The organism is Lichenicola sp. GTC18331 (genome assembly GCF_055386855.1).
The window spans coordinates 1061704-1074764 of sequence record NZ_AP045015.1; the positions used below are offsets into that span (position 1 = coordinate 1061704).

General features: G+C 69.0%; 10 protein-coding genes. 3 read left to right on the top strand and 7 right to left on the bottom strand.

The window, feature by feature from the left end:
- Positions 1-60: 60 nt before the first annotated feature.
- Together glgX and ACZ5BM_RS04930 are read right to left on the bottom strand one after the other, a co-directional pair.
- Positions 61-2190 (bottom strand): glycogen debranching protein, encoded by a 2130-nt coding sequence (gene glgX / locus ACZ5BM_RS04925; RefSeq protein WP_498910264.1) that lies wholly within the window; start codon positions 2188-2190, stop codon positions 61-63.
- A gap of 149 nt (positions 2191-2339) precedes the next feature.
- Positions 2340-5786 carry a hypothetical protein gene (locus ACZ5BM_RS04930; RefSeq protein ID WP_498910265.1) on the bottom strand — a complete coding sequence of 1149 codons (3447 nt, stop codon included), beginning with the start codon at positions 5784-5786 and terminating at the stop codon, positions 2340-2342.
- Between the two features lie 34 nt (positions 5787-5820).
- Here ACZ5BM_RS04930 and ACZ5BM_RS04935 point away from each other — a divergent pair, with 34 nt between their 5' ends.
- Both ACZ5BM_RS04935 and ACZ5BM_RS04940 read left to right on the top strand, forming a co-directional pair.
- A complete protein-coding gene (locus tag ACZ5BM_RS04935; RefSeq protein ID WP_498910266.1) occupies positions 5821-8877 on the top strand; it encodes a bifunctional [glutamate--ammonia ligase]-adenylyl-L-tyrosine phosphorylase/[glutamate--ammonia-ligase] adenylyltransferase in 3057 nt (1018 codons plus the stop codon).
- Positions 8874-9368 (top strand): peroxiredoxin, encoded by a 495-nt coding sequence (locus ACZ5BM_RS04940; protein ID WP_498910267.1) that lies wholly within the window; start codon positions 8874-8876, stop codon positions 9366-9368. The genes ACZ5BM_RS04935 and ACZ5BM_RS04940 overlap by 4 nt, the downstream gene beginning before the upstream one ends.
- On the opposite strand, the gene ACZ5BM_RS04945 is transcribed toward ACZ5BM_RS04940, so the two are convergent.
- The 4 genes from ACZ5BM_RS04945 to aat form a co-directional block, all read right to left on the bottom strand.
- The gene (locus tag ACZ5BM_RS04945; RefSeq protein WP_498910268.1) at positions 9369-9767 is read right to left on the bottom strand and encodes a hypothetical protein; all 399 of its coding nucleotides are present in this window, start codon (positions 9765-9767) and stop codon (positions 9369-9371) included.
- A 181-nt stretch (positions 9768-9948) separates the two neighbouring features.
- Complete coding sequence (locus ACZ5BM_RS04950; RefSeq protein ID WP_498910269.1) at positions 9949-10560, bottom strand: hypothetical protein; 612 nt, start codon at positions 10558-10560, stop codon at positions 9949-9951.
- The gene (locus ACZ5BM_RS04955; RefSeq protein ID WP_498910270.1) at positions 10557-11243 is read right to left on the bottom strand and encodes a hypothetical protein; all 687 of its coding nucleotides are present in this window, start codon (positions 11241-11243) and stop codon (positions 10557-10559) included. The genes ACZ5BM_RS04950 and ACZ5BM_RS04955 overlap by 4 nt, the downstream gene beginning before the upstream one ends.
- 18 nt (positions 11244-11261) lie before the next feature.
- Positions 11262-11948, bottom strand: a complete 687-nt coding sequence (gene aat / locus ACZ5BM_RS04960) for a leucyl/phenylalanyl-tRNA--protein transferase (RefSeq protein ID WP_498910271.1) — start codon at positions 11946-11948, stop codon at positions 11262-11264.
- Between the two features lie 65 nt (positions 11949-12013).
- Between aat and ACZ5BM_RS04965 the strand changes: the two genes are divergently transcribed.
- The gene (locus tag ACZ5BM_RS04965) at positions 12014-12181 is read left to right on the top strand and encodes a hypothetical protein (RefSeq protein WP_498910272.1); all 168 of its coding nucleotides are present in this window, start codon (positions 12014-12016) and stop codon (positions 12179-12181) included.
- Positions 12182-12201: 20 nt separating this feature from the next.
- On the opposite strand, the gene ACZ5BM_RS04970 is transcribed toward ACZ5BM_RS04965, so the two are convergent.
- Positions 12202-13011: an EcsC family protein gene (locus ACZ5BM_RS04970; protein WP_498911488.1), complete on the bottom strand. Its 810-nt coding sequence runs from the start codon at positions 13009-13011 to the stop codon at positions 12202-12204.
- Positions 13012-13061: the final 50 nt, after the last annotated feature.

The following is a 13061-nucleotide window of genomic DNA, read 5'->3' on the forward strand; positions in this document are numbered from 1 at the left end:
TCCGCCCCGACATCCTCCCTCTGCATGGTGGAAGGAGAATGTCGAACGGTTCAGCCTGAATCAGGCCTCCAGCTTGAACAGCATCAGCGAACGCCCGACCATGTCGCAGGCGCTGCCGATGGTGTAGGCGCGGCCCGAGGTCATGGCCGGGCGGTTGGTGTCGAGGATCAGATGCCAATGCGCGCCGCCTGAGCAGGGTGGCATCACAAACTCCACGTCGTCATGGTTGCCGTTCAGCACCATCAACAGGGTGACGTCCGTGCCCGGACGCCGGATGCCGCTGGTCTTGGCGCGACCGTCCATCAGCATGCCGAAGCAGCGCTGATTGCCATCGTGCCAGTCCTGCTGGCGCATCATCTCGCCGTTCGGGTTCAGCCACGTCACGTCACGGATGCCGAGATCCTCGTCGTAATCGCCGGTCATGAAGCGCTGACGGCGCAGGATCGGATATTCGTTTCGAAGCTGGATCAGGCGTTTGGTGAACTGGTAGAACGACGAGAACTTGTCCAGCCTTGTCCAATCCACCCAGGAAATATCGTTGTCCTGGCAATAGGCGTTATTGTTTCCGCCTTGCGTCCGCGCGAACTCGTCGCCGGCCAGGATCATCGGCGTGCCCTGGCTCATGATCAGCGTCGCCATCATGTTGCGCATCTGCCGCTCGCGCAGCGCCAGCACGGCAGAGTCGTCCGTCTCACCTTCCGCACCGCAATTCCAGGAGGAGTTGTTGCTGGTGCCGTCGCGATTGCCTTCGCCGTTCGCCTCGTTGTGCTTGTCGTTGTAGGAAACGATGTCGTGCAGCGTGAAACCGTCATGCGCGGTCACGAAGTTCACGCTCGACCACGGACGGCGGCCGCGCCGGTTGAACTTGTCGGCCGACGCGCACAGACGCTGCGCCATCTCCGCCGCCGACGCTTCCGAACGCCAGAACGAACGCAGCGTGTCGCGATAACGATCGTTCCATTCCGCCCAGCCCGGTGGAAAACCGCCGACCTGGTATCCGCCCGGACCGCAATCCCAGGGTTCCGCGATCAACTTCACGTCGCTGAGGATCGGGTCCTGACGGCAACTGTCGAGGAATCCGCCGCCCTCGTCGAAACCGTAGCTCTCGCGCCCGAGAATGGTGGCCAGATCGAAGCGGAACCCGTCCACATGCATTTCCGTGACCCAGTAGCGCAGACTGTCGGTCACCATCTGCAGCACGCGCGGATGGCTGAGGTTCAGCGTGTTTCCCGTACCGGTGTCGTTGATGTAGTAGCGCTCGCGCCCAGGGATGAGCCTGTAATAGGACGCGTTGTCGATGCCCTTGAACGACAGCGTCGGTCCCTGCTCGTTGCCTTCGGCGGTATGGTTGTAGACCACGTCGAGAATGACCTCGAGCCCGGCCTGATGCAGGCGTGCGACCATCGCCTTGAATTCGGACACGTAGGACCCGTTGCCCGACGCGTAGCGCCCGTCAGGCGCGAAGAATCCAAGCGTGTTGTAGCCCCAGTAATTGGTCAGGTTCGACTGCGCGAGATGGCCCTCGTCGGCGAACATGTGGATCGGCAACAGCTCCACCGACGTCACGCCGAGGTCCCGCAGATGCGAGACGACCTCCTCGGCGGCGAGACCGCTATAGGTGCCTCCCTGCCCGAACGGCAGATCCGGATGGCGGATGGTGTAGCCGCGCACATGGGTCTCGTAGAAGATCGTCTTTTCCCATGGCACGCGCGGGCGCCGATCGTTCCCCCAGGTGAAGGCCGGGTCGATCACACGGCATTTCGGCACGAACGGCGCGCTGTCGCGCGTGTCGAACGATTTGTCGCCGTCGGGATGGCCGATCTCGTAGCCGAAGATTTCCGGCACGTGCCGGAGCTCGCCGACATGCGCGAGCGCATACGGGTCGAGCAACAGCTTGTTCGGATTGAACCGATGTCCTGCATCCGGATCGTACGGTCCATGGACGCGATAGCCGTAGACCGTGCCCGGACGCGCATCCGGCAGATAACCGTGCCAGACCTCGTCGGTGTATTCGGGCAGTTCGATCCGGGCGATCTCCTGCGTGCCGGTCGGGTCGAACAAGCAGAGTTCGACCTTTGTCGCGTTGGCGGAGAACAGGGCGAAGTTCACGCCCAGCCCATCCCAGGTCGCACCGAGCGGATGCGGCAGGCCTTCGGAAATTCTCGGCGTGCGCAGGATCCTGGGGCTCATTCGGTGCTTCTCCTGCGCGTTCGGCCCGGGCGGAGTGCCCGAACCGGAAACGAGCCCGGCTCACGGCGACAGGACGGCTCCCACCGTCCGGACGCCGCAAGCCGGCCCGCATGCGCAACAGAACCGCTGCGCCCGGGGTGCGGTTTCCGCTACCGGAAGAACAGTTTTCGCAGGAAACCGGGCGCCAGGGCCGATAAGGGATTCACGCTGATCTTCGGGTCCGCGAACGGCCCCTTGATGCCCAGCGTCACCGCGACCACCCCGCCCCCCTTCTCCGGCGCCAGAAGCCTGCCCAGAAGCGGAATACGCCCCGGCAACTGGTTCAGCGCCCAGGCCGGCACCACCGTGCCGTGCAGATCCAGGAACTGCCGCCCGAGATCCACCATCCCCTGCATCGTCACGCCCAGGGCCGGAGCATGGGCGCGGGCTTCGGACAGGGTCAGCACATCGCCGTCGAGCGAGAACGGCGCCACCAGACGGTCCACCGTGAGTTGCGGCGTGCGCGGCGCCAGCAGCCAGCCATAGATCGACAGGTCGCGGACCAGCCGGGCCGCGAACGGCGCATCGGGCAGCACGAACCGGCCGATCTCCACAACCCCGCTCATCGGGCCGGCCACGGGGCCGCCGGTCTGGCGCGACGGGTCGGGCGGATAAGGCAGCTTCGCGCTGAGGTGCAGCGTGCCGCCCTCCACCGCGTCGGTCACACCCAGCGCGCGCAGCAGCCGGCCCGTGTCCGCCGCCGTGCCATCGAGCACACGGCCGCCGGCACCGCCATCCAGACGCACCGCGATCGCGGTCGGATCGGTCGCGTCCACCCGTGCGCGCACCAGGGCGTTGCCGTCGTTCTCGAGATGCGCCGTCACACCGCCGAGCGCGGTCTTCTTGCCGACATAGACGCGGCCGAAGCGCAGATCGGCCATCCAGGGCGTCGGCCTGGGCGGCGGCGCGGCCTTGCGTCCGGGCTTCGGCGCGGGGGCCGCCTTCTTGGCCGGCGACGCGTCGATGATCGCCGCCAGATCGAGCACGCTGCCATGTGCCGAGACCCGGATCGGCTCCGACGTCCCCCGCGTGCCCGGACGCGGAAACGAAACCTCTCCGCCGCCACGTGTGCGTCCCAGCACGAAATGCGGCACGCGCAGCACGCGCGGCCCGTCCGGCGGGGTGGTGACGCTGCCTTCGATGGACAGCTCCGGCCCTTCCGCATGGATCGGCCCCACCGAACGCAGATGGCCATGGTCCAGCGTGATCTGGGCGTCCAGGCTGCCCTTCTGCCCGGCGCGCTTGCTCCAGACCGGCAGGTCGATGCCCATGGCGCTCATGTCGAGTGCGAGGGCGATATGGGAAATCCCGTCCCGACGCGCCGCGTAATGCAGGGTCAGATCGCCGTCACCGCTGATCGAATCGCCCGGATCGACGCCGAGCGCGGCCAGAGAAGCGGCTCCGACCGTGCCCTTCACCTCCGCCTGCTCGACCAGCTGATCCGGCCCCCCGGCACGGAAATCCATCGCGTAATGCAGTTTGCTGTCGATCGGCCCGACCGCGCCCTGACCGTCCAGAACCAACCCGTTCGTGTCCGCCGACACCACCAGATCGGCATCGTCCAGCGACAGCCCACCAGCCACGTCGCCCAGATGCGCCCCCCGCATCTGGGAGCGAGACGAGACCGCCACCTGCTCGATCGCCACCTTGCTGTCGAGCGGCACCTGCACCGTCACCTCGGAGCGCACCGTGCCGCCCGGCTCGGTGAACGGCACCGGATGCGCGCTCAGCAGGGACAAACGCGGATTGGCCAGCTCGCACATCAGCCCGCGCAAGGCGCCGGCCAGAACCAGATGCACGGTACCGATCTGATTGGCCTCGTTCAGGCCGGTGATGCGCATGCTGCCGTCCGATACCGAAAGCGGCTGCAGAACCGCCTTGCCGCGCAGGCGCTCCGCCTCGGGACCGACCGCATCGACCGGCAGGGTCGCGGACGGGCTTTCCACCAGCAGCGCATCCGTGCCCTGGAACGTCGCCCGCGCCGTCATGTGCTGAAGCGGCGGCATCGGCCGCAGCCACCACATCTCCAGATCATGCGCCGTGAATCCGCCATCGCGTTTGATTTCGTGCAGACTGGACCAGCCTTTGTCGCCCGCCAGCACGCTCTCGACATGCAGCCCGGTCGCGGTGCCGGCGGTGATGTTCTCCGTGATCCAGGTCCGCGCGCCCTTGGCGATCCCTTCGGGCCAATAGCGCGCCAGCCCGGCGAACGGCACCGCCTCGCTGTTCGCGGACAGGGCGGCGCGAATGCGCTTCGGCGCGAACAGATCGTCCACCGAGGCGGTGCCACTGCCGCTGAACACCGGCGCGGTCACGGCTTCGGCGGTGGCTTCGGCAGCGGGCACGGAGCCCGGCGGCGGCGCTCCCGCGTGACCGGGCCCGGCTTCTGCAGGACGATCCGGCTTCGGCGTCGCCGCCTCCACCGAACGCGCCGGCACGGCTGACGCGGCCTCCTGCGTGCCGGAGTTCTGAGCGTTCGTCCCCGGCATCGGAACGCTGCCGGAGGACGGCGCGGAACCGGGCGTCGTCGGGGCGTCGGCGGGCGCGGTCCCCGCCTCTGCCTCCGGGGGCGACAGCGCCAGGCGCCAGCTCCGCAGGTTCGCCGCCACGCCGTTCGCACCCGTGCGATGCAGCTCCAACTCTACCCGACCGCTTTCCACTGGAAGCGTGCCGTCGCCCACCGCCAGCGTTCCCGCACCCAGACCGATGGCGACGTGCGCGGTGGCCGGCCGCGTCTCGCCGGGCGCGAAATCGACATCCAGCACTGGCGTCACCGGCACGCCGACCGCCGCCAGCGCCGGCACGATCCGGGCGAAATCCGACGGCCGGATCGCTCCGGTCTCGGCATGCCAACGCAGCGCCTTGCCATCCGGCACGCCGTCGCCGCGCACGGGAATGCTGCGTCCGTCCACCGTCACCGTCGCGCGCAGGAACCCGCTCGCCAGCGCGCCGCCCCAGGGCGAGAGATGCGCCTGCGCGATCGCTACGCCGAAACGATGGCCGCTGGCCCGATCGTCCAGCCGCGCGGTCAGCCCGTCGACCGACACGACGCGCAGATGATCGGGACGCAACGGATCGCCTCCGCCCGCTTCCGGCCGGGCCGGGCGCGGCGCCCCGGCGAGCGCGATCCGTCCGTCCGTCGCCCGCACGAGCGCGAGTGCGGCGTCCTTCACCAGCACGGTCTCGACCTGCATCTCGCCCGCCAACAGGGCGGCTGCACGCACAGACACTTCGAGACGCGACGCGGAGAGGTCGGCCGGCCCGGCGGCGGGACGCAGGGTGATCGCACTCGCGCCCAGACCGATGCCGCCGCCCTCGGGCCGGGCGATCCAGGCGCGATCGAAGCTCAGGCGCTCGCCCGCGACCCGCTCCGGCGCCAGACGATGCGCGAGCCAGCCGATCTCGACCGGCCCCCAGGACAAGCGCAGCCAGAGAATCAGCAGAAACAGCGCGGCCAGAACCGGCACCGCCACCAGCGCGCGCAGCGCGTACAGCAGGACCGTTCTCGCCGCGCGGGGCAGCCTGTTCGATGGAGTCGCTTGACCGGAGGTGTTCACCGAACCACCGTGCCGGGCCGAACGAAGCGAGACAATGACCGGTTTCCGTCTTCCCGCGCTTTGGCCGCCACCCTCCGACCCGCACGCCGCCGCCCTGCTGGTGGAGGCGATCGGCGACTCCCTCGACGACAACCGCAAGGATGGCGCCGATCCGGTCGCGATCGACCGCATGCTGCGCGCGATCGGCGGCAACAGCCGCTATCTCGGCGATCTCGCCCGGCGCGAATCGGCGCTGCTGTCCGGCTTCGTCCGGCATGGCCCGAGCCGCACGCTCGCGGCCAGCCTGCGGCAACTCCGGCGCTTGGTTCCCGCCACGCCGCGTCACGAGATCGCCGCGGGCCTGCGCCGTGCCAAGCGGCAGGTGGCTCTGGTCGCCGCCCTGGCCGATCTGGGCGGTCTGTGGTCGCTGGCGGAGGTGACCGGCGCGCTGTCGCTGCTTGCCGAAGCGGCGTTGCGCGTCGCCGTGGCGCATCTGCTGCACGCCGCCCATGCCAGCGGCCAGATCGCCCTGCCCGATCCCGCCCGGCCGGAGAAAGGCTCCGGGCTGGTGGTGCTCGGCATGGGCAAGCTCGGTGCGCGCGAGCTGAACTACTCCTCCGACATCGATCTGGTGCTGATCTACGACCCCGAATGCCACCATGGGCGCGACGATCTGTCGCGCGTGTTCAGCCGCATCGCCACCGGTCTCGTGTCGCTGATGGAGGCGCAGGACGCGGACGGCTACGTGTTCCGCACCGATCTGCGCCTGCGCCCCGATCCCGGCGCCACGCCGCCCGCCATCTCCCTTCCCGCCGCGCTCACCTATTACGAGAGCTATGGCCGCACCTGGGAGCGGGCGGCGATGATCAAGGCACGTCCCGTCGCGGGCGATATCGAAGCGGGCGAGCGCTTCCTGCGCGCGATCCAGCCCTTCGTCTGGCGGCGCCATCTCGATTTCGCGGCGATCGACGACATCCACGCCATGAAGCGCCGCATCGACCGCACCAAGCAGGCGCCGTCGCGCGGTTTCTCCCGGCCCAACCTGTCCGATCCGGTGACCGCCCTGCTCGGCCACGATCTCAAACTCGGCCATGGCGGCATCCGCGAGATCGAGTTCATCGCGCAGACGCTGCTGCTGGTCTGGGCCGGCCGCTCGCCGGTCCTGCGCGACCCCACCACGCTGGGCGCGCTGCGCAAGCTCGCCGATGCCGGGCATCTGAAACCCGATCGCGCCGACGCACTGAGCCGAACCTATGTGCGCCTGCGCGGTCTCGAACATCGCCTGCAGATGCTCGACGATCGGCAGACGCACTCCCTGCCCGCCGACCGCACGCGGTTCGAGCGGTTCGCCGTCTTCGCAGGCGATCCCGCTTCGTCCGGGGAGGAAGCGGCAGCGAGCGATGCCGGCAGCGCCGCCGACCATCTCGCCGCCTCCCTGCTGCCCGAGTTGCGACGCACGCGGGCGCGGTTCGAGTCCATGCTGCGCTCTCCCGTCGCACGCGACAGCGAACAGCCGCCCGGCACGCCGGCAACCACGGCGTTCGACCCGGACGCCGCCGATGCGGAAACCCCGTTGCGCGATCAGGGCTTTCGCGAACCGAAACGCGTGCTGGAATTGCTCCGCGTTTGGCAGACCGACCGCTACCGCGCACTGCGCGAACAACGGGCGCGCGCGATCCTGTCCGGGCTGGTGCCGTCCCTGCTCGACGCCTTCGCGGCCCAGCCGGACCCGGACGGGGTGCTGCTCCGTTTCGACACGCTGCTGTCGCGTCAGAATGCCGGGGTGCAGTTCCTGTCGCTGCTGGAACGCACACCGCCTTTGCTGACCCGCATCGCCGCCATTCTCGGCGCATCGCCCACGCTCGGCGACCATCTCGCCGCGGTGCCGGGCGCCCTGGACGGCTTGCTGGAGCCGGAACCGGCACCGCTCGCCGGTCGCACGGTGCTGCGCAATCTCGACAACCAGATGCGCGCTGCGTCCGACGTCGAGGATGCGATCCGCACCGCGCGCATGCTGGTGCGCGGCGAGGAGTTCCGCATCGCCGTAGCCGAACTGGACGGTGCGCTCGACACCGACGCGGCGGGGCGGGCCCGCACGGCGCTAGCGGATCGCGTCATCTCCCACATGCTGCGTATCGTCGCGCACGACCATCGCCGCCGCTACGGCACCATTCCGGGCGGATCGATGGGCGTGGTCGCGCTCGGCAAATGCGGCTCGCGCGAGATGATGGCCGGATCGGATCTCGATCTGATGCTGATCTACGACCATCCCGAAGAGGTCACGGAAAGCCTGCCCGCCTCCGGCAGCACGCGCACGGTGCCGCCCAGCCTGTTCTTCACCCGTCTCGCCCACGCCCTGATCGCCGCCCTCAGCGCGCCCGGTGTGGAAGGACCGCTCTATGCGCTCGATATGCGTCTGCGCCCGTCCGGCTCGAAGGGCCCGGTGGCCGTCTCGCTCCAGGCCTTCCGCCGCTATCACCGCACCGAAAGCTGGACCTGGGAGCGCATGGCGCTGACACGCGCCCGCGTGGTGGCAGCGCCAGCCGGCCTGAGACGCGCGATCGGCGCCGCGATGGAGGATGCGCTGTGTTTCGGCGGCATCGCGCCGTCCGCCATGCGCGCCGACGCCGTCGACATGCGACGCCGCCTGCTGCGCGACCTGCCGCCGCGCGGCCCCTGGGACGTGAAACTGCGTCCGGGCGGTCTGATGGAGGTCGAATTCATCGCCCAGATCCTGCAGCTGGCGGCGGAAAAGCCGGAGACGCGTCATCCCACGCCGCGTATCGCCTTCCGACGCCTGGCCCGCGCCGGGGCACTCTCCACCGCCGAAGCGCGCAGGCTGATCGACGCGGAACGGTTCTGGCGCACGCTGCAATCGCGCCTGCGTCTGTTGTTGGGCACGAATGTCCCGACGAACCTCCAGGCTGCCCTGCCGCCGGCGGCGATCGCCTCTCTGTTGAACGGGTTCGCGGGGCTGGCGAGCCTGGACAGTCTTTCCGACGCATGCGACGCGATGGCGAACACGGTGCGGGCGCTATTCGAGCATCTGGTCGGGCCGGTGGACACCCAAACACCGTCCGGCGGACGGCAGAAAACAGGAAAGCCCTCATGAGCGACGCAAGCCAGACCGCCCGCCTGGATGAAGGCAATACGCTGCCGGATTTCGATCTCCCGGCCACGGTGGTCGACCGTGTGAGCAACGCCAGCCTGAGCGGCCGTCCGGCGATCCTGTTTCTTTATCCCAAGGCCGACACCAGCGGCTGCACGCAGGAAGCACGCGAGTTCCAGGCCGAACTGGACCGGCTCGGCGACGCGGCTCCGGTGGTGATCGGCCTCTCGCGCGACACGCCGAAAAAGCAGGGCGCCTTCGCCGCCAAAGCCGATCTGCGCTTCCCGCTGGTGAGCGACGTGGACGGAGTCCTGGTCGAGCCGCTCGGGTCCTGGGTGGAGAAATCCATGTATGGCCGCACATACATGGGCATCGACCGCTCGACCTTCCTGGTCGATGCGGACGGCAGGATCGTGCGCGTCTGGCGCAAGGTGAAGGTTCCCGGCCATGCCGCCGCCGTGGTGAAGGCGGCGGAAGAGCTGCGCGGAGCCTGATCAGTACGGCTGGTAATACGCCGGCGGGGGCGGCGCGGCATACACCACGGGCGGCGGCGGCGCCGCGTAGACCACCGGCGGCGGTGCATAAACCACAGGCGGCGGGGGCGGAGGCGGCGCGGCATAGCCCGGGCCGTAGCCGTTGGCGAGGCTGGCACCGACCGCGCCCAGAACGGCGCCGGCAGCCAGACCACCCAGAAGCGCCGCACCACGGCCGCCACGATGCCAGCCGTCACGGTGCCAACCGCCACCATAGCCGCGACCGTAATAGCCGCCGCCGTAACCGCCGCCATAGCCGTAGCCGTGATGCCACTGCGCCTGCGCGGCGGGAGCGGCCGTCATCGCCAGCCCGGCGGCCAGAGCGGGAACGGCAAGCAGGCGGAACAGGGTGGGTCGCATGGAAAGTCCCCTCGAAACTGCGGCATGTTTCGGAACGGACCCGGCGGCGTCGGGGTTTCCTTCCCCTGCCGCCGGCCTGCCGCGAACAGTGCCGACCTCTCCCATATGATCGCCGCTCATGGCGATTTCCCGGCGGAAGCGGGGCCGGGATACGACAAATCATGTCAGGAGAAATGGGCTTTCAGCGCCGGGGCGGCGGAGCCGTCGGCGCGTCCTGCACACGAAAGCCGGGCGGAACGGCGAACACCGCATCCGGCTGCGGCGTGCGATCCACCTTGATCGCCTGTGCCCGGATCGCGTCGCTCCGGCCGATCCGCAGCAGCACCCCGTCATCGGTCAGGCACACCACACTGTCCTGCCCGGCGAGGTCGCGCGTGCGCCAATCGGTGCAGCGTTCCCCCGCGACCGTCTCCGTCTCCAGACGCTGGAACGCACCGCTCGCGCGGGTGCCGAGCGGCGGAACGGCCTGGCCCGTCTGCGGCAGAAGCGTCGCCAGCTTCAGCGACGGCTCCACCACCATCATGCGACCGGTGCGGCCGTCGGTCAGCATATAGGCGCCGGACGAGGGCGGATCGATCCGCTGCCGCCCGGTCGCCGCCTGCACGCGCAGACGCTGCGTCGCCGGCGTGGCGGGCGCGCTGCCGGAAACGGGCACCGCGACCGGCAGCGCATAGATCACGTCCACATCGTGCTGCGGGGTGGTGAACGGGTTCTGCTCCTGCGCCAGCGTGACGCCGGAGCACAGAAGAGCGGCGAAGCCGAAGCCCGCCGCCCAAAGAGATCGCCGGTTCACGGCGTGCCGGGGTTCGCGGCCGGAAGGCCCTGCAAGCCGCCGCCCTGCAGCGGAACGGCCTGCTCGCCCGGCGCTGCCGGATGGCCGGCGCGCTGATAACCTGCGGGCGGCGCGAACAAGGACGCGGAAAGCGGGGCGTAATCGACCGATTGCGCCGTCAACGTGCCGCGGTTGCCCTGCCCATCCACGCCGGTCTCGCTCAGCACCACGCCGTCGGCGGTGACGCAGGCCTCGGCATGGCCGGCCCCGGCGACGATGCCGTAGCGCTCGCAGGCCAGACCGGCGACGGTGCCGGTTCCTTCCGGCGTGAAGCGCATGGAGCCGTCCAGGACGAAGGGCGAGCGCACCTCCTGCCCTTCCGGCACGTCCATGAACAGATGTTGCTGGTTCAGAACCACCACCATGCTCTTCGCCGGACGGTTCATCACCATATAGCCGCTGAGTGCGCCGCCATCAGGGCCGGGCGGCCCGTCGATCCGCATCAGATCGCCCTTGTCGTGGAAATACACCTTCACCGATTGCGGCTGCGGCGCGCCCTGCGGCTGCACCGAATAAACGACGGCGACGTCGCGCGTCGGCATCAAGGGTGGCGCGGCCGGTGCATCGGCGAGAGCCGGGACGGCGAAGGCCAGCGCCAGACAGGCGCATAGGGTCGGCGGGACGGTCGAACGGAATGCCGGCATGGGAGAAGCTCCTCGGGTTCAGGATCGGCTGCGTGCGGCGAGCTGGGCAATGGCGTCGGTCAGGATCAACGGTGGCGGGGCCGCCTGCCATCGTGCGGCACCCGTCAGCGCTTCCGCCAGCGCGGATCGATACGCCGCGCGTGACACCTCCTTTGCCCCGAACTGCGACAGATGCTCGGTCAGGAACTGGGTGTCCAGAAGCACCACGCCCGACAAACGCAGACGCGCCACCAGATGCACGAGCGCCACCTTGGAAGCGTCGCGGACACGGCTGAACATGCTTTCGCCGAAAAAAGCGCGTCCGATCCGCAGACCATAAAGGCCGCCGGCCAGGGTCTGCGGCGCATCCGGCACATCGAGCCAGCATTCGACGCTATGCGCCTGTGCGCCATCGACCGGGACACGGTGCAGAGAGCCGAACAAGGCGGCGATCGCACCGTTGATCCAGCTTTCCTCCCGTCCTGCACGGGGAGCGGCACATTCGGCGATCACCCGGTCGAACGCCGTATCGGCCGTCACGCGGAACGAACCGGACCGGATCGTGCGGAACAGGCGGCGCGGCAGGTGGAAATCGTCCAGAGGCAGGATGCCGCGCGGATCCGGATCGTACCAGGACAAGGCATCGGCATCCCGCGCTTCCGCCATGGGAAAGATGCCGGCGCTGTAGGCCCGAACCAGCATCCGTTCGTCGAGCCTGATCCTCACGGGCCGCGCATCATGCTACGAAAGCCGTCCGAACCGAAACGATACCGGCGGCGCAAGGGGATGCCATGACCATCACTGTCGTGTTTACCAGCTTCGCGGCGCTTTTCGCACTGGCCGGCTGGCTGTTTCCGCACGAGATCCACCGGCTTGGCTACAGGATGGCCCTTTTCTATATCAGCCTGGCCTTCCTGAGCGCGGTGTTCACGGCATTGCGGTCGCCCAAGGCCGAGTAGGACCCTGGGCGACCGGTTCCTCAGCTGACCGACACGCGGTCCGCCAGCGATCCGCGAATGCTCTCCACCTCTTCACGCACGCCGGCCCCGTGCTGGCGCTCCAGGCGACGCACGGTGAAGTGCGCGGTGGCAAGCGAGCGGTAATGCGCCAGGAACGCCGCGTTCAGGGCGGCGCCGCAAAGAGCACCGGCCACGGGCATCATCTGCAGCGCCACCTTGCGCGACAATGCCAGCCCGTAATGCGAGGCGACCTCGGACAAAAGCATCACCACCGGACGGCCGCGCAGAACGGCACGAGCGGAGAAGAACCCAAGCTCGCTCTCGTCATCCGATTGCACGAACGGGCGCAACGCGAACACTTCGAGGCAGGCACGCCGCGCGTCCGGCGTGGTCAGGTCCTCGCCCTGTTCGCGGGCGATGGTGGCGATCTCGCGCATGATCGCCAGCGTGGTGAAACTGATATCGGGCAGAAGGCCCGTGATCCCGCCGAACCCGCCGATGGCGCCGGACACCGCCACCGCGCCCTGATTCAGGTGCCCGCGCAGCTTGCTGCGGGAGTCGTCACGCACGGCAAATGGATCCGCCGGCGCCTTCAAACCGAGAATGGCGATGTCGAACGCCCGGCTGACGGCACTCTCCGCCACGCCACGCAGCTTTTCCTGCATGTTGGGCGCCATGCCGAGGCCGCGAAAACCGAGCTTCGCTGCCTGGCCGACGGCGCCGCCCATGAGATCGGCCAGACGCACCAGGACGCCGCGTCCCGCCTCGAGTTGTTCCAGCACGCGCTGCAATTCGCCGCGCGCCGAGGCGCTCAGCCCGATCGATCCCATGCCGGGATGGGACAGCTCGCTTCCAGTGCTGGTGCTCATATCGGTCTTCT